Origin of the sequence: Streptomyces sp. NPDC001502, assembly GCF_042894785.1 — a bacterium.
GTDB classification, from domain to species: domain Bacteria; phylum Actinomycetota; class Actinomycetes; order Streptomycetales; family Streptomycetaceae; genus Streptomyces; species Streptomyces kutzneri.
In genome coordinates this window covers 206284-230830 of sequence record NZ_JBIAVW010000005.1, presented here as the reverse complement: position 1 = coordinate 230830, position 24547 = coordinate 206284, and the positions used below count along the sequence as shown (strand labels likewise).

Genomic DNA, 24547 nt, shown 5'->3' with positions numbered 1-24547 from the left:
GGGCGCATTGTTCGGGGAATGTAAGGGGGCCGCGGCGGCACCCGGGTGCTCAGGCGGCGGGCGCCTGCGGGAGGGTGACGGTGAAGCAGGCGCCGCCTTCCGGACCGTGCCCCTCGACGCGGATGGCGGCGCCGAGACGGCCGGTCAGGCGGTGGGCGATGGCCAGCCCCAGGCCGCTGCCGGCCGGGCGGGTGTCCCGGTAGCGCTCGTGGAGGGCGCCGTGGTCGAAGGCGATGCGTACGTCGTCGTCGGTCAGGCCGGGCCCGCCGTCGCGGACCTGCAGCTCGGCCCCGCCGCCCGTGGCGGCCGGGCGGACGGCGAGGACCAGGGGCGCGCCCCCGGGCGTGACGCGCAGCGCGTTCTGCACCAGGCCGTCGATCAGCTGCCGGACCCGGAAGGCGTCCGTCGCGACGACGACGGGCAGCTCCGGCCGTTCGAGCCGGAGGTCGACGCCGTGGCGTGCGCACAGGCCGGTCCAGAACGCGGCGGCCTCGGAGAGGAGTGCGCGGAGATCGGCCGGGGCCACGTCCAGGCGGAAGTCGTCGGACTCCAGCCGGGCCAGGTCCAGCAGGTCCCCGAGGAACCGGTCCAGGCGCCGGGTCTCGTCGGCCAGGATGGAGCCGACCTCGGGCACCCGCTCCGGCTCGATCAGGCCGTCGGCGAGCGCCTCGGCGTAGCCCTGCAGCGCGGTCAGCGGGGTGCGCAGATCATGGGAGACGGAGAGCAGGAACTCCCGCTGCCGGTTCTCGCTGTGGGCCAGCGCCTCGTCCAGGACATTGAGGGCGCGCCCGATGTCCGCGGTCTCCCGGGGGCCGTCCACCGGGGCCGGTACGCCGCGTTCGCCGTCGGCGAGCCGGTGCGCGATCTGCGCGGCCGTCACGAGCGGACGGGCGATCCGGCGGGCGAGGAGCGCTCCGGCCAGGGCCGCGCCGAGCATGCCGAAGACCAGCGGGACGATCACGTTGCGGCGGATCTGGTTCGTGTTCTCGGTGACGACCGTGTACGGCTCGGTCAGCACGACGGCGCCGCCGCGTACGCCGGGCTGCCCCACCAGCAGTACCTCCCGGCCACCGAGGATGCCGGTGGTGGAGACCGGATCTCCTGCCAGCAGGGCCGATTTGGACGTACGGTCGACGGCCGGGCCGGCCGTTCCGCTCACGGTGCCGTCCCGGGCGATGACCGCGAGCTGCACACCGTTCGGCCCCGCCAGGGCCTGCGCGCCGGTGAAGAGCGCCTCGGACAGGATCGGCAGCCGGCTGAGCACCGTCGCCTGACGGGTCAGCTGGTCGCGTTCACGCTGTTCGGCGCCGTGCGCGGCGGTCTGCCAGGCGATCAGTCCGGTCAGGGCCACCGCGAGCGCCGCCACCACGGTGGTCAGCACCACGATCTTGCGGGCGAGGGAGCCGCGGTGCGCACCGGTGCGGGGGTGGCGGTTCACGGGCCGGGCGCCGTCGCGCTGTACCCGACGCCCCGGACCGTACGGATCGGGCTCGCGTCGCCGAGCTTGGCGCGCACCTGCGAGACGAAGACGTCGACCATGCGGGTGTCGCGGTAGCCGGGGTATCCCCACACCTGGGCGAGCAGTTGCTCGCGGGTGAAGACCTGGCCCACGTGCTGGAGGAGGTGGAAGAGCAGATTGAACTCGGTGGCGGTGAGTTCGACCGGCTCGCCGTCGCGGCGCACGGTACGGCTGACCGGGTCCACGCTGAGCCGGCCGGTGCTCCCGGGCGGCGGGCCGGGCGGGCCCGCCGCCCGGCGCAGTACGGTCTTGACCCGGGCGACCAGCTCGCGGGGCGAGAACGGCTTGGTCAGGTAGTCGTCCGCGCCGAGTTCGAGGCCGAGGATCCGGTCGGCCTCCTCGCCGCGGGCGGTGACCAGCAGCACCGGTGTCCAGTCGCCGGCGTCCCGCAGGGCGCGGCAGAAGGCGATGCCGTCCATGCCGGGCAGGCCGATGTCCAGGACGATCGCCACCGGGTGCATGCGCCTCGCGGCCGCCAGACCATCGGCCCCGTCGGCCTCGACGTGGACCCCGAAGCCTTCGCGGGTCAGGTAGAGCCGTTGCACGTCGGAGATGTGGCGCTCGTCCTCGACGATCAGTACGAGGCCCCTGGACTCCGTCATCACTGCCTTTCAGCCGCGGTTGGCAGCATCGATGCTAACCGCGGCGACCGGCCCTTCCGGTGGGCGCGCCGCCATCCGTACATTCCCCGAACAATGCGCCGGCCGCGCTCCGGAACGAAGGGATATGTCCGGAGTGCTCTTCTGGCTGGTTCTCGCTCTTGCAGTCACCTGGTTGAAAGTGCTTGCCATATTTTGAGGTTAGGCTAACCTAACTGACGTGCAAGCAGCTGAAGAGACCACCGAGGCCACGCCTCCCCAGGGTCATGAACTCTCCGCCCAGGGCGTCACCGTGGCGTACGACGGCGTCGACGTCGTCCACGACGCCTCCATGACGCTGCGACCCGGCGAAGTGACCGTCCTGGTGGGACCGAACGGCAGCGGCAAGTCCACGATGCTGCGCACGACAGCCCGGCTGCAGCGGCCGCGGACCGGCACCCTCGTCATCGACGGGGACACCGACGGCTTCGCGCTGAGCCCCCGTGAGTTCTCACGCCGCGTCGCCCTCCTGACGCAGGGGCGCCCCACGCCGAGCGGACTGACGGTACGGGACCTCGTCGAATTCGGCCGGTACCCCTACCGCGGACGCTGGGGCAGGGACGATCCGGGCGGCCGGGCCGCGGTCGACCGCGCCCTCGCCCTCACGGGCGTCGGGGAACTCGCCGAACGCGGCGCCGAACACCTGTCCGGCGGACAGCTCCAGCGCGTCTGGCTGGCCGGCTGCCTCGCCCAGGAGACGGGCGTGCTCCTCCTCGACGAACCGACCACCTACCTGGACCTGCGCTACCAGGTCGAACTCCTCGACCTCATGCGCGATCTGGCGGACGACCACGGGATCGCCGTGGGCGCCGTACTGCACGACCTCGACCAGGCCGCCGCCGTGGCGGACCGGATCGTCCTGCTCCACGCGGGACGGATCATCGCCGACGGCGCGCCCGAAGACGTACTGACCCCCGAGCGGCTGACCGACACCTACGGCATCCGCATCGAGGTCGAAACCGACCCCCTCACAGGCCAGTTGCGCACCCGCGCGATAGGCCGGCACCACCTGCGTACCGAAAGGCTCAGTACCACCTCATGAGACGACTCCTCCTCACCGTGGCGGCCGCCACCGTCGCGGCCCTCACCCTGACCGCCTGCGGGACCACCGAGCCCGCCGCCGACGACGCGAAGAAGACCGCCGAGCCCCTCACCCTCACCGACGCCTCGGGCGCGAAGGTGGAGCTCGCCGGCCCCGCCAAGAAGGTCGTCGGGACCGAGTGGAACGTCGTCGAGAGCCTGGTGTCGCTGGGTGTCGACCCGTTGGGCGTCGCCGACGTCGCGGGCTACAAGACCTGGAACACCGCCGTCCCGCTCAAGAACGAGCCCAAGGACATCGGCACGCGCGGTGAGCCGAGCATGGACACCATCGCCTCGCTCAAGCCCGACCTCGTCATCGCCACCTCCGACCTGCCGCCGGCCGCCCTGCAGCAGCTGCGCAAGGTCGCCCCGGTCCTGGAGGTCCGCCCCGGCGACGCCGCCGACCCGATCGGGCAGATGACCAAGAACCTGGACCTCATCGCCCAGGCCACCGGCACCACGGCGCAGTCCGACAAGCTCAAGCAGGGGTTCCAGGCGAAGCTGGACCAGGGCAGGAAGGCGCTCGCCGACGCGGGCAAGGGCGGGGCCGCGTACGCCTTCGCGGACGGCTACATCGTCTCCAACCAGGTCTCGATCCGGCCCTACACCAGCGGTTCGCTCATCGGCGGGGTCAGCGAGAAGCTCGGCCTGAAGAACGCCTGGACGGTCCAGGGTGACGAGGCCTACGGCCTGGCCACCAGCGACGTCGAGGGCCTCACCAAGCTCGGTGACGTGGAGTTCGCCTACATCGGCAACGACGGCGACAAGGACAGCAACCCGTTCGCCGGTGTCCTCGCGCAGGACAAGGTGTGGACCTCGCTGCCGTTCGTGCAGAAGGGCAACGTGAACCGGCTGCCCGACGGCATCTGGATGTTCGGCGGTCCCGAGTCGATGAACAAGTACATCGACTCCGTCGTCGCCGCACTGACGAAGTAGCACCATGGCCGTCACCGCAACAACTGCCGCCACCCGTCCGTCGTCGGTCACGTCCCGGACGGGAGCGGCCGCGGTGACGGCCGCGCTGGTCCTCCTCGTCGCCGGTCTCGCCGCCGTGGACATCACCCAGGGCACGGCCGCCGTCGGCGTGCCCGAGGTGTGGCGGGCGCTCACCGGCCGGGCCGACCCGGGCGACGCGTCCGTCGTCATCGCCTCCCGGCTCCCGAGGATGGCCGCGGGGCTGTTCGTCGGCGCCGTGCTGGGCATGGCGGGCGCCGCCCTCCAGGCGGTCAGCCGCAACGTCCTCGCCTCGCCCGACACCCTCGCCGTCAACGCCGGCTCCTACTTCGGCCTCGGCATCCTCGCCGTCTCCGGGGCCTCGCTCCCGCTGCTCGCCTCCTCCGGCGTCGCCTTCGTCGGCGGCCTCGCCGCGGCGGCCGTCGTCCTCGGGCTGTCCGGCCTCGGCGCCGGTACCGTCCGGCTCGTCCTCGCCGGCAGCGCCCTGACCCTCGGCCTCTCCGCCATCACCGAGGGCCTGCTCCTGCTGTTCCCCCAGCAGACTGCGGGCATCTTCCGGTGGAACCAGGGCAGCATCGCCCAGCACGGCTTCGACGGCCTCCTGCAGATGGCGCCGATCGGCCTCGTGGCCCTCGTGGGACTGCTGCTCCTCGCCCGCCGCGTCGACGCCCTGGCCCTCGGCGACGACGCCGCCCGCGGCCTCGGCGTCCCCGTCCGGTCCACCCGGGTCACCGCCGTCGTGCTCGCCGCCCTGCTCTCCACGGCCGCGGTCACACTCGCCGGACCCGTCGGCTTCGTCGGCATGTGCGCCCCCGCCCTCGTCCGCCCGCTCGCCCGCAGGTTCCGCGGGTTCACCCGCAACCGCGCGAGCCTGCCGGTCGCGGGGCTCACCGGCGCGGCCCTGGTGCTCGGCTCCGACGTCCTGCTGCGCGCCGTCGTACGGACGGACGTGGCGGTCGCCGTGCCCACCGGCGTCGTCACCAGCCTGGTCGGCGCCGTCTTCCTCATCGTCATGGCCATCCGGGTCAAGGACACCGCAGGAGCCGCCGCCGCCGACCGGCTGCGGATCAGGAGCAGGGCCGTCTTCCTCGTCACCACGGCCGTCCTGGTGGCCGTCCTCGTCGGCGTGGTCCTGGCCGCCGTACTGCTGGGAGACACCAAACTGCTGCTCGGCGACGTGCTGAACTGGGCGCAGGGACGGGCCGGCCGGACCATCACCTTCGTCCTCGACACCCGGGTGCCCCGCGTCCTCGCCGCCCTCCTCGCCGGCGCCGCACTCGCCCTGGCCGGCACCCTGGTCCAGGCCGTGACCCGCAACCCGCTCGCGGAACCGGGCGTCCTGGGCGTCTCCGGAGGCGCCGCGCTCGGCGCCGTCCTCCTCGTGACGACCGTGCCCCTGGCCGGATCCTGGAGCGTGGCCGGCGCCGCGTTCGCGGGCGCCGCCCTCAGCTCCGTCATCGTCTTCGGGCTGGCCGCGCGCGGCGGATTCCAGCAGAACCGGCTGGTCCTCGTCGGGTTCGGCGTCGCCACCGCGTCGGCCGCCCTCGTCAGCCTCCTGATCATCCTCACCGACCCGTTCAACGCGACGAAGGCGCTCACTTGGCTGTCCGGCTCCACCTACGGCCGGACCCTGCCCGACGTGGTGCCGCTGGCGATCGTCCTCGTCGTGGGCCTGGTCGTGGCGGTCGCCCGGCGCACCGAACTCGACCTCGTGTCGCTCGACGAGGACACCCCGAGGCTGCTCGGACTGAGCCTGGGCCGCGGCCGCTTCGGCTTCCTCCTGCTCGGCGTCCTGCTCAGCGCCACCGCCGTGGCCGCCGCCGGCACGATCGGCTTCGTCGGGCTCGTCGCACCGCACGCCGCCCGTGCGCTCGTGGGCCGGCAGCACACCCGGGTGGTCCCGGTCGCGGTGCTCCTCGGCGCCGTCGTCGTCTGCACCGCCGACCTGGTGGGCCGCACCGTGATCGCACCGGCCCAGCTCGGCGCCGGCCTGATGACCGCGGTGATCGGCACTCCGTACTTCCTGCACCTGCTCGTACGCAGCCGCCGCTAGGGCGTGTTTTGAAAGTAGCGCCGGGCGCCCGAAGGGCGCGGCTCGCGGCGTCTGGTGCCGTGCATCGCAAGGCGGAGGATCGCCCGCCTACTGGACGTAAGCGGGCGTTCCGACAACGCGGCGAGGCGCGGTGCCAGGCGCCGCGAGCCAGGCGGGACTTTTACAACACGCCCTAGCAGCCGCCCGTCGTGGGCGGGCCGAAGGCCGGGTACGGCGCGGTCCTGCGCGCCGTACCCGGCCTTCGCACGCTCAGCCGTGGCTGAAGCGGGGCGGGCGCTTGTCCACGAAGGCGGACATGCCCTCCTTCTGGTCGGCCGTGGCGAAGACCGCGTGGAACAGCCGGCGTTCGAAGCGGACGCCCTCGGTGAGGGTGGTCTCGAAGGCCCGGTTCACGGCCTCCTTGGCCATCATCGCGACCGGTTTCGACATCCCGGCGACGGTCTCGGCGACCGCGAGGGCCTCGGACAGCAGCTCGTCCGCCGGGACGATCCGGGAGACCAGGCCGGCCCTTTCGGCCTCGACCGCGTCCATGGTGCGGCCCGTCAGGCACAGTTCCATGGCCTTGGCCTTGCCGACGGCCCGGGTGAGCCGCTGGGATCCGCCGATCCCCGGGATCACCCCGAGCCTGATCTCGGGCTGCCCGAACTTCGCGGTGTCCGCGGCGAGCAGGATGTCGCACATCATGGCGAGCTCGCAGCCGCCGCCCAGGGCGTAGCCGGAGACCGCCGCGAGGGTGGGCGTACGGACCTGGCCGAGCCGGTCCCACGCCGTGAACCAGTCCGAGAGGTACATGTCCATATAGCTGCGCGGCCGCATCTCCTTGATGTCGGCGCCGGCCGCGAAGGCCTTCGCGGAGCCGGTCAGGACGATGCAGCCGACCTCCGGGTCCCGGTCCAGCTCCTCCGCGGCGGCCACCACCTCGGTCATGACCTGGAGGTTGAGGGCGTTGAGGGCCTCCGGCCGGTGGAGGGTGAGGACGGCCACCCGGCCCTTGCGCTCCAGCAGGATGGTTTCGTAGGTCATGCGGGGGTTCCGTTCCGGGGTCGCAGCGTGTGGACAATCGCCGAGAAGTCGAGGCCGGCGCCCTCGCCCGCGGCGAAGTCGGCGTACAGCTCGGCGGCTTTCAGGCCCAGCGGCGCCTCCACCCCGCCGGCCCGCAGGGCGTTCGCCGCCAGGGCGAGGTCCTTGGCCATGAGGGGTGCGGCGAAGCCGGGAAGGTAGTCACGGTTGGCGGGGCTGCCCGGAACCGGTCCGGGCACGGGGCAGTTGACGGTGAGGGCCCAGCACTGGCCGGAGGCGGTGGAGGCCACGTCGTAGAGGGCCTGGTGGTCCAGGCCGAGGCTCTCGGCGAGGACGAAGGCCTCGCTCACCCCGATCATCGAGACCGCGAGGATCATGTTGTTGCAGATCTTCGCGGCCTGTCCGGCGCCCGCCGTCCCGCAGTGCACAACCTTCTTGCCCATCGCGCCGAGCAGCGGCTCGGCCGCCGCGAACTCCTCGGCGCCGCCGCCCGCCATGAAGGTGAGGCTCGCCGCCTGCGCGCCGACCACCCCGCCCGAGACGGGTGCGTCGAGGGACCGGTGGCCGGCGGCCCCGGCGGCCTCGTGGGCCGCCCGCGCGTCGGCCACGTCGATGGTGGAGCAGTCGACGAACAGGGTGCCGGGCCGTGCGGCGGCCAGCAGTCCGCCCTCCCCGTACAGGGCGAGGACGTGCCCGCCCGCCGGCAGCATGGTGATCACCACGTCGGCCGTGGCGGCCGCCGCGGCGGCCGACACCGCCGGCTCCACCCCCGTCGCGGCGGCGGTTTCCAGCAGCTCCGGCACCAGGTCGAAGCCGAGGACGCGATGTCCGGCCTTCACCAGGTTGGCCGCCATCGGGCCACCCATGTGGCCCAGTCCGACGAACGCCACGGTCCTGCTCACCAGGGCACCTCCTGAGTCGAATCCGCATGGGTGAGCCCCAGTTCGCGCGCGCCGAGCGGGGCGAAGAACCGTTCCACGTCCGCAGGAGCCACCTCCGCCAGGGAAGGCGGTGACCAGCGGGGGCTGCGGTCCTTGTCGATCACCTGCGCGCGGATCCCCTCCACCAGGTCGGGGGAGGACAGCGCCGCGCAGGAGATCCGGTACTCCTGTTCCAGAGCCCGCTCCAGCGGGCCGAGTCCACGCACCCGGCGCAGGGCGGCCAGGGTCACCTTGAGGGCCGTGGGCGACTTGGCCGCAAGGGTGGCCGCGGCCTCCTTCGCCGCCGGGACACCGCTGCCGAGCAGGCGCTCCACGATGTCCTCCACCGTGTCCGCCGCATAGCAGTGGTCGATCCATGCGCGGTCACCGTCGAGCGCGCCGGCGGGAGCCGGACCGACGTACCGTTCCAGCACCTCGTGTACGGAGGCCCCCGCCAGGTCCGCGGCCAGCCGCGGCAGCAGCTCCGAGGGCACGAAATGATCGGCGAGCCCGCAGAGCAGGGCGTCCGCCGCTCCCGCGGGCGCCCCGGTCAGGGCCAGGTGGGTGCCCAGCTCGCCGGGCGCCAGCGCCAGCAGGTACGTGCCGCCGACGTCGGGGACGAAGCCGATGCCCGTCTCGGGCATGGCCACGCGGGAGCGTTCGGTGACGATCCGCACGGTGCCGTGGGCCGAGATCCCGACGCCGCCGCCCATGACGATGCCGTCCATGAGCGCGACGTACGGCTTGGGGTAGCGGGCGATGCGGGCGTTGAGCCGGTACTCGTCGCGCCAGAAGCCGGCCGAGGCGGTGCCGCCCGTGCGGGCGTCCTCGTAGATCGCGCGGATGTCACCGCCCGCGCACAGGCCGCGTTCACCGGCGCCCTCGATGACGACGGCCGCGACGTCCGGGTCGTGCTGCCAGCCGGCGAGCGCCCCGTCGATGCGGAGCACCATGGAGTGGGTCAGGGCGTTGAGAGCCTTGGGGCGGTTGAGGGTGATGTAGGCGGTGTGGCCCTCGGTCCGCAGGAGCACGTGGTCCTGGTCCTGGTCGTGGGCCCCGGGGGTTCCGTGGTTCATCGCAGGGCCTCCGTGAGCCCGCGGGCGACGATGATGCGCATGACCTCGTTGGTGCCTTCCAGGATCTGGTGGACCCGAAGGTCGCGGACGATCTTCTCGATGCCGTACTCGCTCAAGTAGCCGTAACCCCCGTGGAGTTGGAGGGCCTGGTCGGCGACCGTGTAGCCGGTGTCCGTGGCGAAGCGCTTGGCCATCGCGCACAGCTGCGGGGCCAGCGGGTCACCCCGGTCCAGCGCGTCGGCGGCCTGGCGGACCAGGGCGCGGGCCGCGGCCAGCTCGGTGGCCATGTCCGCGAGCCGGAACTGCAGGGCCTGGGCGTCCAGCAGCCGGGCCCCGAACGCCTCCCGGTCGGCCAGGTGCGCGAGGCTGCGGTCCAGCGCGCTCTGCGCACCGCCCAGCGAGCAGGCGGCGATGCCGAGGCGGCCGCCGTTGAGCCCGTTCATGGCGATGCGGAAACCGTCGCCCTCGGCGCCGAGCCGCCGGTCGGCGCGGACGCGGACCCCGTCGAGGATCACCTGGCGGGTGGGCTGGGCGTTCCAGCCCATCTTGCGCTCGTTCGGGCCGAAGGAGACCCCGGCGTCCGCGCGTTCCACGACGAACGCGGAGACGCCGCCCGCGCCCTCCCCGCCGGTGCGCGCCATGACGATGTAGACCTCGGAGGCGCCGGCGCCGGAGATGAACTGCTTGACCCCGGTCAGCACATAACCGTCGTCCGTGCGCTCGGCCCGGGTGCGCAGCCCGGCCGCGTCGGATCCGGCTCCGGGTTCGGTCAGGCAGTAGCTGCCCAGGGACCGGGCGGAGCACAGGTCGGGGAGCCAGCGGGCCCGCTGGTCCGCGTCCCCGTACCGGTCGACCATCCAGGCGACCATGTTGTGGATGGAGAGGTACCCGGCGATGGAGGGGCAACCGGTGGCGAGGGTCTCGAAGACGAGGACGCCGTCGCTGCGGCTGAGGCCGGAACCGCCGTGCTCCTCGCGGACGTAGACGCCGCCGAGCCCGAGGTCCGCCGCCTTGCGGATCACGTCCAGCGGGAAGTGTTTGTCCTGGTCCCAGGTGACGGCGTACGGGCCGAGCTGCTCCTGGGCGAAGTCGAGGGTGACCTCGGCGAGGGCGAGCTGATCGGGGCTGAGGGTGAGGGTCACCGGGCTCATCCCATCGTCGGGATGGTGAAGCTCGCGCTCTCCTTCGCCCCGGAGGGCCAGCGTGAGGTGACGGTCTTGGTGCGGGTGTAGAAGCGGATCGAGTCGGGGCCGTGCTGGTTCAGGTCGCCGAAGCCGGACCGCTTCCAGCCGCCGAAGGTGTGGTACGCGACGGGGACGGGGATCGGCACGTTGACGCCGACCATGCCGGCGCCCACCCGGCGGGTGAAGTCGCGCGCCGTGTCCCCGTCACGGGTGAAGATCGCGACGCCGTTGCCGTACGGGTGCTCGGTGGGCAGGCGCAGGGCCTCCTCGTAGTCGGTGGCCCGTACGACGGACAGCACCGGGCCGAAGATCTCCTCGCGGTAGATCCGCATCTGCGGGGTCACACGGTCGAAGAGGGTCGCTCCGGCGAAGAACCCGTCCTCGTGCCCGGGCAGGGTGAACCCGCGCCCGTCCACGACGAGTTCGGCGCCCTCGGTGGCTCCGATGCCGACGTAGCGGTTCACCCGGTCGAGGGCGTCCCGGCTGACCAGCGGCCCGAAGTCGGCCTCGGGGTCGTCGGAGCGGCCCACGCGCAGGGTGGCGATGCGCTCCGTCAGCTTGGCCACGAGGGCGTTCGCGGTCTCCTCGCCGACGGGTACGGCGACGGCGATGGCCATGCAGCGCTCGCCCGCGGAGCCGTAGCCGGCGCCGATGAGGGCCTCCACGGCCTGGTCGAGGTCGGCGTCGGGCATCACGATCATGTGGTTCTTGGCGCCGCCGAAGCACTGGGCGCGCTTGCCGTGGGCCGCGGCGGTGGCGTAGATGTGCGCGGCGATCGGAGTGGAGCCGACGAAGCCGAGGGCCTGCACGCGCGGGTCTTCGAGGAGGGTGTCGACGGCCTCCTTGCCGCCGTTGACCACATTGAGCACGCCGGGCGGCAGGCCGGCCTCCAGGAACAGCTCGGCGAGGCGCAGCGGTACGGAGGGGTCGCGCTCGGAGGGCTTCAGGATGAAGGAGTTACCGCAGGCCAGGGCCGGTGCGGCCTGCCACAGGGGGATCATCGCGGGGAAGTTGAAGGGAGTGATCCCGGCGACCACGCCCAGCGGCGAGCGCAGGGAATGCACGTCGATCCCGGTGCCCGCGTTGTCGGTGAACTCGCCCTTGAGCAGGTGCGGGACACCGGCGGCGAACTCGACCACCTCCAGGCCGCGTTGCAGGTCTCCGTGGGCGTCGGCGACGGTCTTGCCGTGCTCGCAGGACAACAGCCGGGCGAGGGAGTCCCGTTCGCCCTCGACCAGCTGGAGGAAGCGCAGCAGCACGCGCGAGCGGCGCTGCGGGTTCCACTGCCCCCAGTCGGCCTGTGCCTCCTCGGCGTTCGCGATGGCGGCCTCGGTGTCGGCCCGCCCCGCGAGCGGGACCCGGGCCTGGACGGCGCCGGTGTTGGGGTCGTACACGTCGGTGAAGAGGCCGGAGGATCCGGTGGTGTGCTTGCCGCCGATGAAATGGGTGAGTTCACGGACCATGGGTGCCTGCTCTCGTCAGGTTGGATCCGGGGATGGCACGGCCGACCGGCGGACGGCACCCGATCGGGTGCGCCGCTGGGGAGGGTCGTGGGACCAGGTCGAAAGAGACGACCTATGAGCGCGCGAAGGTGTGCGTGCGCTCCGCCGGATCACCAGGGTCGTGGGTACAAACCGGTGCCATGCGTGTCTGCTCCATCCTCGTGGACAACACGGAACATCCGCGGCCGGTATCCTGACTCCCGGATCCCCGCGTGCCGCCCGCCTTCCCGACAGACCTCGTCAGTGGCGTGTGGATGGCAGCACACTCCCCGGTCACAGTGGCGGGACCGTGCCGGTTTCTCACCGGCTTCCCTGCACCGCGGACCTTGTGCCCACGAACATATAGTTGGACGTCCTAGTAAGTCCAGAGCCGCCGCCGCGCGGCTTCGGCATCCGGCCGCGCCGCCCGCGGCCCGCCGACCGCGTCCGCTGCCTGACGCCCGCTCAGCCCCGCGCCGGGGCCGGGTTCCTGGTCACCGGGTACGGGATGAAGGTGCTGCTGTTCTCGTCCACGGCCAGCGCCCGCCCGAGCGGCGGCACGGCCCGCTGCGGGCAGTCGAGGCGTTCGCAGAGGCGGCAGCCCATGCCGATGGGCGTGGCGGCCGCCGTGTTGTCGAGGTCGAGCCCGTCGGCGTACACGAGCCGCGAGGCGTGCCGGATCTCGCAGCCGAGCCCGATCGCGAAGGTCTTGCCGGGCTCGCCCCAGCCGCCGCGGTGGCGGGTGACGGCCCGGGCGGTCCACAGGTACCGCTGCCCGTCGGGCATGGCGGCCACCTGGACGTGGATGCGGCCGGGCGCGGCGAAGGCCTCGTACACGTTCCACAGCGGGCAGGTGCCGCCCGCGCGGGAGAAGTGGAATCCGGTCGCCGACTGCCGCTTGGACATGTTCCCGGCCCGGTCCACCCGGACGAAGGAGAAGGGCACCCCGCGCAGCCTGGGCCGCTGCAGGGTGCTCAGCCGGTGGCAGACCGTCTCGTAGCCGATCCCGAAATGGTCGGTGAGCCGCTCGATGTCGTAGCGGAACTCCTCGGCGGCCGCGTGGAAGGCGCGGTACGGGAGGATGAGCGCGCCCGCGAAGTGGTTGGCGATGCCGATCCGCGCGAGGGCGTGGACGGGGGAGCCGGGCGGGAAGTCCTCGGCGGCCAGCCGGTCCAGCTCGTCCCCGTACTCGATCAGCGCCAGCTGGGTGGCCATCCGGAACGCCTGCTGCCCCGGCCGGAGCCGGTTCGACAGGTGCAGCACCCGTGCGGCGGGGTCGTAGTGGTGCAGCCGGTCGGAGTCGGTGGCCGTCCGGATCCCGTGCCGGTCGCAGAGCCGTCGGGTCAGCGCGCGGATGACGTCCCCCGGACGGATGCCGATCTCGGCGGCGAGGCCTTCGGCGGCGAGATCGGTGTCGTGGAGGTAGTTCTGCCGCCGGTAGAAGAACTCGCGGATCTCCTCGTGGGGCGAGCGCGGGCTGTCGGCGGCCGCGTCCCGGCCGTCGGCGGCGTCGGCGAGCCGCTCGGCCAGGAGCTGGCTGCGCCGGCCCAGGTCCAGCAGGACCGAGGCGACGGCGGGCATGCGGGTGGCCAGTTCGGCCAGGTCGGAGGGGGAGACCCGGGCCTGCGCCACCTCGTTCGCCAGCGCCTCGCGCAGGTCGGCGACCAGCCGGCTGGTGTCGCGCTCGGAGAAGAACCCCGGATCCACACCGAAGGCCTCGGTGAGCCGCAGCAGGACCGGAACGGTGAGCGGCCGGGAGTCGTGCTCCATCTGGTTGAGGTAGCTGGGGGAGATGGCGAGCACCCGGGCCAGGTCGGCCTGGGTCATCCGCCGCTCCTCGCGCAGCCGTCGCAGCCGCGCTCCCGCGTACGTCTTGCTCACCGCACTCCCTCGCCGCCTGCCGGGCCGGACACGCGCCGGACAGGTACCGGACAGGCACCGGACAGGCACCGGACACGCGTCGCCAGGATACGGGGATCTTCGCGGTCGGCGGGCTTCGCAACCTTGGCAATTTAGGGGCCGAAGATTCGCAGAGTTTGGCAGATGTACTTCCTTGATGGCACTCGGTGTCAGTGCCAGAGTCGGTGCTGCGGCCCGCCGGACACGGTGGCCGGGAAGAGCTGACTGGCCCGATTCACGCCCTGATTTCGGCCATCCAGGCAGTTCGTCCCGGCGGCTCGGCAGCATTGCTCAGCTTCGGCCCATGGCCGGGTTCGGCGGCCGCATCTCATGGACAGGCACAGAGTGCCAATGCGTCGGGTCCACGTCCCGGCTCATTGGCAAGACAAGCGACGGATGGAAACGGTGACGGTCATGGCAGAGGCGAACACGACGGCGGCGGCCGAGCAGCTCAAGCAGCGGTGGGCCGACGACCCTCGCTGGGCGGGCATCGAGCGCACCTACACGGCCGAGGACGTGGTGCGGCTCTCGGGCAGCGTCCGCGAGGAGCACACCCTGGCCCGGCGCGGCGCCGAGCGGCTGTGGCGACAGCTCCACGAGCAGGACTACATCCACGCCCTCGGCGCGCTCACCGGCGGCCAGGCGGTCCAGCAGGTGCGGGCCGGACTCCAGGCGATCTACCTCTCCGGCTGGCAGGTGGCCGCCGACGCCAACCAGGCCGGGCACACCTACCCGGACCAGAGCCTGTACCCCGTCAACTCGGTCCCGCAGGTGGTGCGCCGGATCAACAACGCGCTGCTGCGCGCCGACCAGATCGCCACCGCCGAGGGCGGCACCGACACGACGGACTGGCTCGCGCCGATCGTCGCGGACGCCGAGGCCGGCTTCGGCGGCCCCCTGAACGCCTTCGAACTCACCAAGGCGATGATCGCGGCGGGCGCGGCCGGCATCCACTACGAGGACCAGCTGGCCTCCGAGAAGAAGTGCGGCCACCTCGGCGGCAAGGTCCTCGTCCCGACCGCGCAGCACGTCCGCACCCTCAACGCGGCCCGCCTGGCGGCCGACATCGCCGACACCCCGACCCTGATCATCGCCCGTACGGACGCCCTCGCCGCCACCCTCCTGACCAGCGACGTCGACGAGCGCGACGCGGAGTTCTGCACGGGCGAGCGCACCGCCGAAGGCTTCTACCACGTGCGGGGCGGCATGGCCCCGGTCATCGCCCGCGGCCTCGCCTACGCCCCGTACGCCGACCTGATCTGGGTGGAGACCGGCACCCCGGACCTGGAGCAGGCCCGCGAGTTCGCCGAGGCGATCCACGCCCGGTACCCCGACCAGATGCTGGCCTACAACTGCTCGCCGTCCTTCAACTGGAAGGCCGCGCTGGACGACGACCAGATCGCCAAGTTCCAGCGGGAGCTCGGCGCGATGGGCTACCGCTTCCAGTTCATCACCCTGGCCGGCTTCCACTCCCTCAACCACGGCATGTTCGACCTCGCCCGCGGTTACGCCGAGCACGGCATGACCGCCTACGTCGACCTCCAGGAGCGCGAGTTCGCCGCCCAGGCCCAGGGGTTCACCGCCGTCAAGCACCAGCGCGAGGTCGGCACCGGCTACTTCGACCTCGTCTCCACCGCCGTCAACCCGGCCTCCTCCACCACCGCGCTCTCCGGTTCCACCGAGGAAGAGCAGTTCCACTAGGCCGTCTCTGCGCCGAGTCCTTCCGACGGGTGCCCGAGGGAAGTCCCCCGGGCACCCCACCCACCGCCCCGCTGAGGAGAACCGCATGCCCCTCTCGCCTCTGACCAGCAGCGTTCAGGTCCTCGGTGCGCCGGGTGAGCGCCACGAGGAGATCCTGACCCCCGAGGCCCTGGAGTTCATCGGCCGGCTCGACACCGCGTTCGCGGACCGCCGCCTGGAGGTCCTCAAGGAGCGCCACCGCCGCTCGGGCCATCTGGCCGGCGGCACCCCGCTCGACTTCCCGCTCGCCACGCGCGCCCTCCGCGAGGACCCGCACTGGCGTGTCGCCCCGCCCGCGCCCGGCCTCACCGACCGCCGCGTCGAGATCACCGGCCCGCCCGAGCGGCGGATGGCCGTGAACGCCCTGAACTCCGGTGCCAAGGTCTGGATGGCCGACTTCGAGGACGCCACCGCCCCGACCTGGACCAACGTCATCGGCGGCCAGCTGACCCTGCTCGACGCCATCGAACGGCGCATCGACTTCACCACCCCGGAGGGCAAGGAGTACCGCCTCGGCGAGCAGCTCGCGACCATCATGGTCCGGCCGCGCGGCTGGCACCTCCTCGAAGAGCACCTGGAGATCGACGGCCGGCCCCTGTCCGCGTCCCTCGTCGACTTCGGCCTGTACTTCTTCCACTGCGCCCAGCGGCAGATCGACGCCGGCCACGGCCCGTACTTCTACCTGCCCAAGCTGGAGAACCGGTACGAGGCGCGCCTGTGGAACGACGTCTTCCTCCTCGCCCAGGAACTGCTCGGCATCCCCCGCGGCACCGTCCGCGCCACCGTCCTCATCGAGACGATCACCGCCGCCTTCGAGATGGAGGAGATCCTCCACGAGCTGCGCGAGCACGGCGCGGGGCTGAACGCGGGCCGCTGGGACTACCTCTTCAGCCTGATCAAGACCTTCGGCCACCGCACCGACTTCCAGCTGCCCGACCGGGCCAAGGTCACCATGACCGCCCCCTTCATGCGGGCCTACACCGAACTGCTCGTCCGCACCTGCCACCGCCGCGGCGCCCAGGCCATCGGCGGGATGGCCGCCCACGTCCCCAGCCGGGACGCGGAGGCGAACGCCGCCGCCCTCGCCAAGGTCCGCCTCGACAAGGAGCGGGAGGCCGAGGACGGCTTCGACGGCTCCTGGGTGGCCCACCCAGGACTGGTCCCCGTCTGTCGCGAGGTCTTCGACGGAGTCCTGGGGGAGCGGCCGAACCAGCTGGACCGCACCCGGGAGGACGTCGAGATCACGGCCGCCGACCTGCTGTCCGTACGCCGGATCGCCGCACCCCCCACACGGGAGGGCATCCGCTCGAACGTCGCCGTGGCCCTGCGCTACTTCGACGCCTGGCTGCGCGGCAGCGGCGCCGTGGCCCTGTACGGCCTGATGGAGGACGCCGCGACCGCCGAGATCGCCCGCGTCCAGATCTGGCAGTGGCTGCGCCACGACCAGGCCGACCGGGCGGCGGTCCTCGACCTCCTCGACGCCGAATGCGCGGCACTGGAGGAGGAGAACCCGCGGGCCCGGGTCGCCGAGGCCCGGGACGTCTTCGTGAACACCGCGCTCACCCCCCGCCTGCCCGCCTTCTTCACCCCCGAGGCCTACACCCGCCACCTCGTGAGCCGGACGGAGAACCGCCGATGACCACGTCGATCGCCCCGATCCACCGGGTCGGTATCGTCGGCGGCGGCCAGATGGGCGCCGGCATCGCCGAGGTGTGCGCCCGCGCCGGCCTCGACACCGTCGTCGCCGAGTCGGACGCCGCCGCCGCCCGGGCCGCCCGGGAGCGCGTCGCCGTCTCCCTCGAACGGGCCGTGCAGCGCGGCAAACTGGACCGGATCTCCGCCGAGGACGCCCTGGCCCGGCTCGTCTTCACCGGCGACCTGGAGGACCTCGCCGACCGGCAGCTCGTCGTCGAGGCCGTCACCGAGAACCCCGAGGCCAAGATCGAGGTCTTCGCCGGCCTCGACAAGATCGTGGCGGACCCGGAGGCGATCCTCGCCACGAACACCTCGGCCATCCCGATCATGCGCCTGGGCATGGCCACCGGCCGCGCCGACCGGGTCGTGGGCCTGCACTTCTTCAACCCCGTCCCCGTCCTGCCGCTCGTGGAGGTCGTCTCCTCCCTCCACACCTCGCGCGACACCCTCGACGCCGTGGAGGCCTTCGCCCGCGACGCCCTGGGCAAGACCACCGTCCGTTCCCAGGACCGGGCCGGCTTCGTGGTCAACGCACTGCTGATCCCCTACCTCCTCTCGGCCATCCGCATGGCCGAATCCGGGTTCGCCGCCCCCGAGGACGTCGACGCCGGAATGGAGCTGGGCTGCGCCCACCCGATGGGCCCGCTCAAACTCGCCGACCTGATCGGCCTGGACACCGTCGCGGCCATCGCGGAATCCCTCTACGAGGAGTTCAAGGAACCCCTGTACGCGCCGCCTCCGCTGCTGCAGCGGATGGTGCAGGCGGGTCTGCTCGGCCGCAAGAGCGGCCGAGGGTTCCACACATACGGCCGGGGCTGAGGGGCCCCGGCGGTCTCCAGGGCAGAGGGTGCGCCGGAGACGCACGGGAACGGCGCGGGTGGGGCGAGTGGTGTCGCCGCACCCGCGCCGCACCGCGTACGGGAGTGAGGGGCCGGCGGGTCGCGATCAGGCGGGTCGCGTCAGCAACTGCGCGAGGTCGTCGGCGAATTCCGTGATCCAGTCGAGCAGCGGGCCGCTGCGGGCGACCCGGAAGCCGTGCCGACGGCCCCAGAACGCAGCCTGAACGGCATGGAGTTGAGCCCAGCGCCGGACGCGCTCGCGATCGAGTTCCGCGGCCTCGACGTAGAGGTCCAGCGTGCGGTGGACCGCCTTGCCGAGGTCCTCGGCTCCCAGGAGGGACAACGCACGCGTCTTGAGCAGCGTGCCGCCGTCGTAGGCGGGATCGCCCACGTAGCCCTTGGGATCGACCGCGAGCCACGGCTCGCGGTCCGCCCGCAGGATGTTCCGGGCGTGGAGGTCGCCGTGGATCAGGACGTCCGGCTGGGTGCGCCCCAGTTCGCGGACGGTCGCCACCGCCGCGTCCACCACGTACCGCGGCATGGTGTGCGTCAACTCCTTCTCGTCCCGACGTAGTTGCTCCTCCCAGGAGTCGGCCTGCTCCCGCAGCCGGGGCAGGCCGGCCGGCGCCGGGACGGCCAGCCGGCGGCTGAGCCGCCCCGCCACCGTCACCACCTCGTCCCCGTCCTCGACCCCCTCCAGCGTCGCCGTCCGGACCCGCTCCAGCAGCATCGCGAAACGCTCGTCGTCGCGCTCGTACAGCAGGACGGCTCCACGCCCGCCCCACGCCTCGAACGCGTCCGGCTCGTGGACGTTGCCGGGATGCGGGAAGGAGACCTTCAGCACGGCCGGTACCGCGTCCCGCCGCAGTACCGGGACGATGACTGCGACACCCCCGTGCATGACCTCACCGTCCGGTACGCACTCCCAGCGTGCCAGTAACTCATCCACGATCCCCGGCAGTTCGGCGAGCCATGCGGCTCCGGCCGCTCCCTCGCGCTCGACGGTGCAGTGCGTGAACGCCTCTGGTGTCTCGATCATCCCGGTACCCTACGCTGGGCCGCATGATCCAGCTTTCTGTCCGTCCGAGACCGGCCCTCGGGGCGACTTCGAGCCGCCGGGCGCGCTGAGATGCCGCCCTTCACCTACCGGCTCACCCCGGGTGCGGCCGTCCCCTTCGCCGTCCGGGAGCAGGTGGCCGAGACATTCGTCGCCGCGGCGCGCCGCTTCGCCCCGGAGGCCGGCACCGACCGGCTGACGATCGACAACCCGATGGCGCGGGGGTTCTTCTCCTTCCGGTCCCGATCGGCCCCGAGCGCCCCGGAGCCGGCGGGGCTGTTCCCCACCGGCAGGCCCGGCCCGTCCGGCCCGCTCCCACCGTCCGGTTTCCACGACGGCGCGCGCGTGCCGTTCGACACCGGCCTGGAACTGCTGCGGGCCATGCTGCTGCGTCAGGGCCCCTGGTGCCGGCTGTACACCGAAGGAGGGTTCTTCCTCCACGTCGGGGAACGGCACGACCTCTACATCGGGGGCGCGAGGCCGTACGAGGAGGCCGTGGCACACGCCCGACGATCGGGGCTGACCGTCGAACCGGTCGAACGCTCCCCGTACGACCCCGCCCTCGACGAGACCGACCCCCAGCCGCCCGCGGACGCGGCTTTCTGGACGGCGGTCCACCGCCTGGTCGCCGAGCGCGGCGGGGTACTGGTCGAGGAGCGGTACGTCGCCGGCGCCCATCGCTGGCACCGGCCGGCCACAGCCGCCGAGATCACCCGGGTACGGGAGCTGTTGACCCCGCGGGCCCGGCTGGCGGTCTGGCCGGACCTGACCGACGACATCGAGGCGGTCCGCGCCGCCGTCCTGCGCTCGCGACGGCTCGAACTCCTCGTCCAGCAGCATCCCGACGGGATCCCCTGGGCGCGCCTCGCCGAGCCGTGGATGGGCCGCACCGACATCGCCTACCCGATGATCGGGAGTGGTCCGGGGAGCCGGGCCGGCCTGGTCCCGCTGGCACCGGCCGATCGCCGGCCCCTGCTCGCCGGAGTGCTGCCGGACGCCGACGGCGTCGTACGGGCACGCTGGCGTACCAATCGCACCCCCGCCGACGAACGGCGCACCCTGCTCGCCTCGCTGCGGACCGGGGACGTGGTGACCGGCACCGTGGCGAGCGGCCTGGACGACGTCGGCGTACACGTGCACCTGGACCTGGAACACGAGCGGGGATGGCCCCTGGGCTTCCTGCGGGTCCCCGAAATGTCCTGGGAGTACTTCGAGGACGTGGACGAGGTGGCCCCGATCGGACGGCGGATCCGCGCGGAGGTCCTCCACGTCGACCTGGGGCGGGAGCGCGTGGGCCTGTCCGTCAGAGCACTGCACCCGGACCCCTGGCGCGCCTTCGCCGAAGCCCTCCGGATCGGCGACACTCTCCCCGGCACCGTCACCAAGATCATTCCGTTCGGTGTGTTCGTGCGCATCGCACCGGGCGTCGAGGGCCTGGTCCACGAGACCGAGCTCTCCGGCAGGACCTTCGAGGCAGGGGACGACGTACGCGTCACCCTGCTCGCCGTGGACCTGGAGCGGCGCCGGATCAGCCTTTCCCCGGCCCCCGAGGCCTGAAGCCTGAGCGAGCGGCCGCCGGCGGCGCGTCACTCCAGGAGGGAGAGGGCACCCGCGGCCGCGAAGCCGAGCACGGTCGACAGGCCGGCGAGCCTGCCGCCCAGTTCGAAGGCCTCCGGCATCATCGAGTTCGCGAGCATGGTCAGGACCGCCCCGGCCGCGAACGCCTGCACCAGCCGGCCCTCGGTGCCGGGAACGAACCCCACCAGCCCGTACCCCAGCGCGGCGCACGCGCCCGAGATCGCGGTGATGCCCCACCAGATCCGGTACACCACACCCGGCTGCCGGCCCTCCTCCCGCATGCCCGCGGTGGCGCCGAGGCTCTCCGGGAGGTTCGACAGGAACACCGCCGCAAGGAAAGGGACGCTGATCGAGCCGCCTGCGGCCAGGCCCATCCCCAGCACCAGCGACTCGGGTATCCCGTCGAGCAGGGCACCGAGCACGATGGAGCGGTTCGCGTTGTGCGCGCTCCCGGCCGACCGCTGCGCCGTGGCCTTCTGCGCGAGGGCTCCGTCGAGGAGGAAGAAGGTCAGGGCGCCGACGCCGACGGCCAGGAAGTCCCAGGCGCTCTCGAAGCGCTCCCTGGGCACGAGCTCGTACGCCACGGCCGCGATCAGCGCTCCCGCGCCGAAACCCAGGACCAGTCCGGTCGCCTTCGGCGACGGACGGTAGCGCAGCGCCAGCCAGGCGCCGATGACCAGGGAGAATGCCGCGAGAGCACCCCATCCGGCCGCCGCGAGAGCGTTCATCGGACCTCCTGGACGGCCGTCCCGCGTGGGGAAGGCGACCGGTGCCCATGCTCCGGGCCGCCGTCCGCCCCGACATCCCCCGTACCAGGTGACACAACTGGTGATCACCACTGATCACCGCTTCAGTGGTGACCGTGGGCCGATCACAGTCCGTACCGCCGCGGGAACCCCGGTGACCTCCATGGACCACCGTGCCCCGACCGGCGACCCCATGCTCACGGCCAGGTTCGCGCCCCCGGCCGTGCCGAAGCTGCTGGTCCACCGGCCCGAGCTGCTGGGGCGCCTGACGGCCGGGGCGCAGGGGCCACTCACCCTCGTCAACGGTCCGGCCGGATCGGGCAAGACGGTGCTCACCGCCCAATGGGCGGCCGACGGACGCGCGCCGCGTCCCCCCATGTGGCTCACCGTCGAACCCGACGACGCCCCCGGCGCCTTCTGGGCGTACGTCCTGGAGGCCCTCCACCGGGGCGGGGTGGCACTGCCGGGCGCGGTGGGCAGGCCGACCCGCGCCGAAGGGGTGACCCGGTCGTTCCTGGTGCGTCTGGCGGACGGGCTGGCCGCGTCAGCGCAGCCCGCGGTCCTCGTGCTCGACCAGTTCGACACCGCCCAGCCGCCCGCGACGACCGAGGGACTGGACTTCGTACTCCGGCACGCGGCCGGCGGCCTGCGCATCGTGCTCACCAGCCGGTCGGACACCCTGCTGCCGCTGCACCGCTACCGGGCGGCCGGCGAGATCACGGAGATCCGGCACGCCGACCTCCGATTCACCCACGCGGACGCCGACGCGCTGCTGAGCGAGCACCGGCTGGACATCTCACCCGCCGGAATCCGCCTGCTGATGGAGCGGACCGAGGGATGGGCGGCCGGAGTACGCCTGTGCGCCCTGGCGATGCAGCGCAGCGCCGACCCGGAGGCGTTCCTGCGCCAGTTCGCGGCCGACCGCACCACGATCGCCGACTACCTCCTCACCGAGGTCCTCGACGCGCAGCCACCGCCCACCCAGGACCTGCTGCTGCGCGTCTGCGTCACGGACCGCGTCCACCCGGATCTCGCGGACGCCCTGACCGGCCGGGACGACGGGGCACGGACCCTGGCGGGGCTGGCCCGCGACAACGCGTTCCTGGAGCAGATCGACGCCTCGGCCTGGTACCGGCTGCACCCGCTGTTCGCCGAGGTCCTGCGCGCGCACCTGCGGCAACGCTGCCCCGGGCTGGAACCGCAGCTCCACGGCCGTGCGGCGCGCTGGCTCGCCCGGACCGGGCGGCTCACGGAGGCGGTGCTCCAGGGCGCCGCCGCCGGGGACTGGCAGTTCGCGGCGGCGCAGCTGGTCGACAACCTGGCGATCGGCCGCCTCCTCACGGGCCTGGAGGCGGACCGGCTGGGCCGGGCCTTCGCCGGGATGCCGACCGGGACGACCGGAGTGGCGCCCGCACTGGTCGACGCGGCCTGCCGGCTGGCCGAACAGGACCTGCCCGGATGCGAGGCCGGACTGCGGCGGGCGGACACCGTCCTGGCGGACGCATCCCCCACGGACGCCTCCCGCGCGGAGTCCTGCGGCACGGCGGTGCGGTTCGGCCGCGCCTTCCTCGGCGTACTCGCCGGCCGGCCGGCCGACGACGTGACGGTCACCGAACGGGCCGCCGCCGAGGCCGACCGGCTGCTGCGGGAGCTGCCGCCGCACCTGCTCGCCGAACGCCCCGAGATCCGCGCCCTGCTACTGGCGCACCTCGGCGCCGTCGAGCTGGGCGCGGGCCGCCTGGACCGGGCCGAATCCACCCTCACGGCCGCCGTCGCCGCGTGCGGGCCGCCGGGCACGGAATCCGCGCTCTGCGGTGCGCTCGGCTCTCTGGCCCTGACCGAACTGCTGCGCGGCCGGTTGCGGCAGGCGGCCGAACACGCCCGTGCCTCGCTCGCCGTCGCCGAGCGGTCCGCCCTGCCGCCCGGGCGCCGGGCCGGGACCGACCACCTCGTCCTGGCGGGCGTGGCCGTCGAGCAGGACGACCTGCCGGCCGCCCGCCGCCACCTCGACCTGGCCACTGCGGCGCCGGGGCCGCGCCCGGACCCCGCGACCGCCGCCCGGGCCGCCGTCATCGCAGCCCGGATCGCGGCGGCCGAGGGCGACGGGGACGCCGCGCTCGCCGTCCTGCGCGCGGTGGACCCGCAGGGACTGCCCGCCTGGGCGGCGGACGAGCTGGCCGTGGCCGAGTCGGGCGTACACCTCGCACGCGACGACGCCGACACGGCCCTGCGGGTCCTGGACGCGGTGGAGGCCCCGGACAGCGGCCGGCCGGAGCACGCGGTGGCCCGGGCCCGGGCCCTGCTGGCCGCCGGCCGCGGCGCGTGCGCGGCGGGGGCGCTGGCGGACGTAGCGGGAGACGACGCGGTCGCCACCCCGGTACGGGCCCACGCGTGCCTGCTCCACGCCCGGATCGCCGCGGCGGACGGCGACTCCCAGGAGGCGCACCGGCGCCTCGGTGAGGCGCTGGCCCTCGCCCGCCCCGAGGAACTGCGCCGGATGTTCGCCGAGAGCGGTCCGTGGGTGCGCCGGATCCTGCGCGGGGACCCGCGACTGGCGCGGTCGCACGGCTGGCTGACCCCCCGCGCCCCGGCCCGTACGGTGCGCGCGGCGCAGGGCGACGGGCAGTCGCCGGTGGTGGAGCCGCTGAGCGCGCGGGAGACCGAGGTGCTGCGCAAGGCCGCGGAGCTGCTGTCCACGGAGGAGATCGCGGCCGAGCTGTACGTGTCGGCCAACACGGTCAAGACCCACCTGAAGAGCATCTACCGCAAGCTCTGCGTCACCCGGCGCAGCGAGGCCGTCCACCGGGCGCAGGACCTCGGGATGCTCTGAGCCGCGAGCCGGCCGCCGCGAACGCGTGTCTCGCCCGCACCGGGCGATGCCGAGCGCCGGGCAGAGGGCCGACGATGGCAGGGGAAGGCCGGAAGCGGCCCGGCCCTGGGGGGTGGGTTGGGGGGGGGGGGCCCCCCCCCCCCGCCGCGGGGGAAACCCCCCCCCCCCCCCCCCCCCCGGGGCCGCGGCCGTGTGTGCCGCGGGGGGGGGGGGGGGGATGCCGCGCCGCATTGCCCTC

At 73.2% G+C, this 24547-nt stretch carries 18 protein-coding genes and 1 riboswitch; of the genes, 8 read left to right on the top strand and 10 right to left on the bottom strand.

What is annotated here, in order from left to right; genetic code table 11:
- Positions 1-49: 49 nt before the first annotated feature.
- A complete protein-coding gene (locus ACFY0D_RS10665; RefSeq protein WP_390797968.1) occupies positions 50-1438 on the bottom strand; it encodes a histidine kinase dimerization/phospho-acceptor domain-containing protein in 1389 nt (462 codons plus the stop codon).
- Positions 1435-2121, bottom strand: coding sequence for a response regulator transcription factor (locus ACFY0D_RS10660; RefSeq protein WP_390797967.1), 687 nt, complete (start codon positions 2119-2121; stop codon positions 1435-1437). Before ACFY0D_RS10660 ends, ACFY0D_RS10665 begins: the two co-directional genes overlap by 4 nt.
- A 217-nt stretch (positions 2122-2338) precedes the next feature.
- Between ACFY0D_RS10660 and ACFY0D_RS10655 the strand changes: the two genes are divergently transcribed.
- Genes ACFY0D_RS10655 through ACFY0D_RS10645 form a run of 3 tightly spaced genes read left to right on the top strand, consistent with a single transcriptional unit; the run spans position 2339 to position 6244 of the window.
- Positions 2339-3199, top strand: coding sequence for an ABC transporter ATP-binding protein (locus ACFY0D_RS10655; protein ID WP_390797966.1), 861 nt, complete (start codon positions 2339-2341; stop codon positions 3197-3199).
- Complete coding sequence (locus ACFY0D_RS10650; protein ID WP_390797965.1) at positions 3196-4173, top strand: iron-siderophore ABC transporter substrate-binding protein; 978 nt, start codon at positions 3196-3198, stop codon at positions 4171-4173. The genes ACFY0D_RS10655 and ACFY0D_RS10650 overlap by 4 nt, the downstream gene beginning before the upstream one ends.
- Before the next feature lie 4 nt (positions 4174-4177).
- Positions 4178-6244 (top strand): iron ABC transporter permease, encoded by a 2067-nt coding sequence (locus ACFY0D_RS10645; RefSeq protein WP_390797964.1) that lies wholly within the window; start codon positions 4178-4180, stop codon positions 6242-6244.
- A 249-nt stretch (positions 6245-6493) separates the two neighbouring features.
- Here ACFY0D_RS10645 and ACFY0D_RS10640 read toward each other — a convergent pair whose 3' ends face one another.
- From ACFY0D_RS10640 to ACFY0D_RS10615, 6 genes are all read right to left on the bottom strand, one after another.
- A complete protein-coding gene (locus ACFY0D_RS10640; protein ID WP_390797963.1) occupies positions 6494-7267 on the bottom strand; it encodes an enoyl-CoA hydratase in 774 nt (257 codons plus the stop codon).
- Complete coding sequence (gene mmsB / locus ACFY0D_RS10635; protein ID WP_390797962.1) at positions 7264-8166, bottom strand: 3-hydroxyisobutyrate dehydrogenase; 903 nt, start codon at positions 8164-8166, stop codon at positions 7264-7266. Before mmsB ends, ACFY0D_RS10640 begins: the two co-directional genes overlap by 4 nt.
- Positions 8163-9260, bottom strand: coding sequence for an enoyl-CoA hydratase/isomerase family protein (locus tag ACFY0D_RS10630; protein WP_390797961.1), 1098 nt, complete (start codon positions 9258-9260; stop codon positions 8163-8165). The genes mmsB and ACFY0D_RS10630 overlap by 4 nt, the downstream gene beginning before the upstream one ends.
- Complete coding sequence (locus tag ACFY0D_RS10625; RefSeq protein ID WP_390797960.1) at positions 9257-10411, bottom strand: acyl-CoA dehydrogenase family protein; 1155 nt, start codon at positions 10409-10411, stop codon at positions 9257-9259. The genes ACFY0D_RS10630 and ACFY0D_RS10625 overlap by 4 nt, the downstream gene beginning before the upstream one ends.
- Positions 10408-11907 carry a CoA-acylating methylmalonate-semialdehyde dehydrogenase gene (locus ACFY0D_RS10620; RefSeq protein ID WP_390797959.1) on the bottom strand — a complete coding sequence of 500 codons (1500 nt, stop codon included), beginning with the start codon at positions 11905-11907 and terminating at the stop codon, positions 10408-10410. Before ACFY0D_RS10620 ends, ACFY0D_RS10625 begins: the two co-directional genes overlap by 4 nt.
- 204 nt (positions 11908-12111) lie before the next feature.
- Positions 12112-12298: riboswitch (cobalamin riboswitch) on the bottom strand.
- A gap of 92 nt (positions 12299-12390) precedes the next feature.
- On the bottom strand, positions 12391-13806 hold the full coding sequence (locus ACFY0D_RS10615; protein WP_390797958.1) for a short-chain fatty acyl-CoA regulator family protein: 1416 nt from the start codon (positions 13804-13806) through the stop codon (positions 12391-12393).
- Between the two features lie 432 nt (positions 13807-14238).
- Here ACFY0D_RS10615 and aceA point away from each other — a divergent pair, with 432 nt between their 5' ends.
- The 3 genes from aceA (at position 14239) to ACFY0D_RS10600 (ending at position 18078) form a co-directional block, all read left to right on the top strand.
- Positions 14239-15525 (top strand): isocitrate lyase, encoded by a 1287-nt coding sequence (aceA, locus tag ACFY0D_RS10610; RefSeq protein ID WP_351155559.1) that lies wholly within the window; start codon positions 14239-14241, stop codon positions 15523-15525.
- 85 nt (positions 15526-15610) lie between these two features.
- Entirely contained in the window at positions 15611-17203 is a 1593-nt protein-coding gene (gene aceB, locus ACFY0D_RS10605; protein ID WP_390797957.1) for a malate synthase A, read from the top strand.
- Positions 17200-18078: a 3-hydroxybutyryl-CoA dehydrogenase gene (locus ACFY0D_RS10600; RefSeq protein ID WP_390797956.1), complete on the top strand. Its 879-nt coding sequence runs from the start codon at positions 17200-17202 to the stop codon at positions 18076-18078. The genes aceB and ACFY0D_RS10600 overlap by 4 nt, the downstream gene beginning before the upstream one ends.
- Positions 18079-18204: 126 nt before the next feature.
- Here the strand turns inward: ACFY0D_RS10600 and ACFY0D_RS10595 are convergent, their stop codons facing one another.
- Entirely contained in the window at positions 18205-19137 is a 933-nt protein-coding gene (locus ACFY0D_RS10595) for an aminoglycoside phosphotransferase family protein (RefSeq protein ID WP_390797955.1), read from the bottom strand.
- Between the two features lie 90 nt (positions 19138-19227).
- Here ACFY0D_RS10595 and ACFY0D_RS10590 point away from each other — a divergent pair, with 90 nt between their 5' ends.
- Positions 19228-20712 (top strand): S1 RNA-binding domain-containing protein, encoded by a 1485-nt coding sequence (locus tag ACFY0D_RS10590; protein WP_390797954.1) that lies wholly within the window; start codon positions 19228-19230, stop codon positions 20710-20712.
- A 29-nt stretch (positions 20713-20741) separates the two neighbouring features.
- On the opposite strand, the gene ACFY0D_RS10585 is transcribed toward ACFY0D_RS10590, so the two are convergent.
- Positions 20742-21461, bottom strand: coding sequence for a ZIP family metal transporter (locus ACFY0D_RS10585; RefSeq protein ID WP_390797953.1), 720 nt, complete (start codon positions 21459-21461; stop codon positions 20742-20744).
- Positions 21462-21642: 181 nt separating this feature from the next.
- Here ACFY0D_RS10585 and ACFY0D_RS10580 point away from each other — a divergent pair, with 181 nt between their 5' ends.
- Complete coding sequence (locus ACFY0D_RS10580; RefSeq protein ID WP_390797952.1) at positions 21643-24309, top strand: LuxR C-terminal-related transcriptional regulator; 2667 nt, start codon at positions 21643-21645, stop codon at positions 24307-24309.
- The last annotated feature ends 238 nt before the right edge of the window (positions 24310-24547 follow it).

Excerpts from the sequence above, each read along its gene's own strand:
- ACFY0D_RS10660 (WP_390797967.1), bottom strand. The coding sequence starts at position 2,121 with ATGACGGAGTCCAGGGGCCTCGTACTGATCGTCGAGGACGAGCGCCAC.
- ACFY0D_RS10650 (WP_390797965.1), top strand. The coding sequence starts at position 3,196 with ATGAGACGACTCCTCCTCACCGTGGCGGCCGCCACCGTCGCGGCCCTC.
- ACFY0D_RS10645 (WP_390797964.1), top strand. The coding sequence starts at position 4,178 with ATGGCCGTCACCGCAACAACTGCCGCCACCCGTCCGTCGTCGGTCACG.
- ACFY0D_RS10640 (WP_390797963.1), bottom strand. The coding sequence starts at position 7,267 with ATGACCTACGAAACCATCCTGCTGGAGCGCAAGGGCCGGGTGGCCGTC.
- ACFY0D_RS10630 (WP_390797961.1), bottom strand. The coding sequence starts at position 9,260 with ATGAACCACGGAACCCCCGGGGCCCACGACCAGGACCAGGACCACGTG.
- ACFY0D_RS10625 (WP_390797960.1), bottom strand. The coding sequence starts at position 10,411 with ATGAGCCCGGTGACCCTCACCCTCAGCCCCGATCAGCTCGCCCTCGCC.
- ACFY0D_RS10620 (WP_390797959.1), bottom strand. The coding sequence starts at position 11,907 with ATGGTCCGTGAACTCACCCATTTCATCGGCGGCAAGCACACCACCGGA.
- aceA (WP_351155559.1), top strand. The coding sequence starts at position 14,239 with ATGGCAGAGGCGAACACGACGGCGGCGGCCGAGCAGCTCAAGCAGCGG.
- aceB (WP_390797957.1), top strand. The coding sequence starts at position 15,611 with ATGCCCCTCTCGCCTCTGACCAGCAGCGTTCAGGTCCTCGGTGCGCCG.
- ACFY0D_RS10600 (WP_390797956.1), top strand. The coding sequence starts at position 17,200 with ATGACCACGTCGATCGCCCCGATCCACCGGGTCGGTATCGTCGGCGGC.
- ACFY0D_RS10595 (WP_390797955.1), bottom strand. The coding sequence starts at position 19,137 with ATGATCGAGACACCAGAGGCGTTCACGCACTGCACCGTCGAGCGCGAG.
- ACFY0D_RS10590 (WP_390797954.1), top strand. The coding sequence starts at position 19,228 with ATGCCGCCCTTCACCTACCGGCTCACCCCGGGTGCGGCCGTCCCCTTC.
- ACFY0D_RS10585 (WP_390797953.1), bottom strand. The coding sequence starts at position 21,461 with ATGAACGCTCTCGCGGCGGCCGGATGGGGTGCTCTCGCGGCATTCTCC.
- ACFY0D_RS10580 (WP_390797952.1), top strand. The coding sequence starts at position 21,643 with ATGGACCACCGTGCCCCGACCGGCGACCCCATGCTCACGGCCAGGTTC.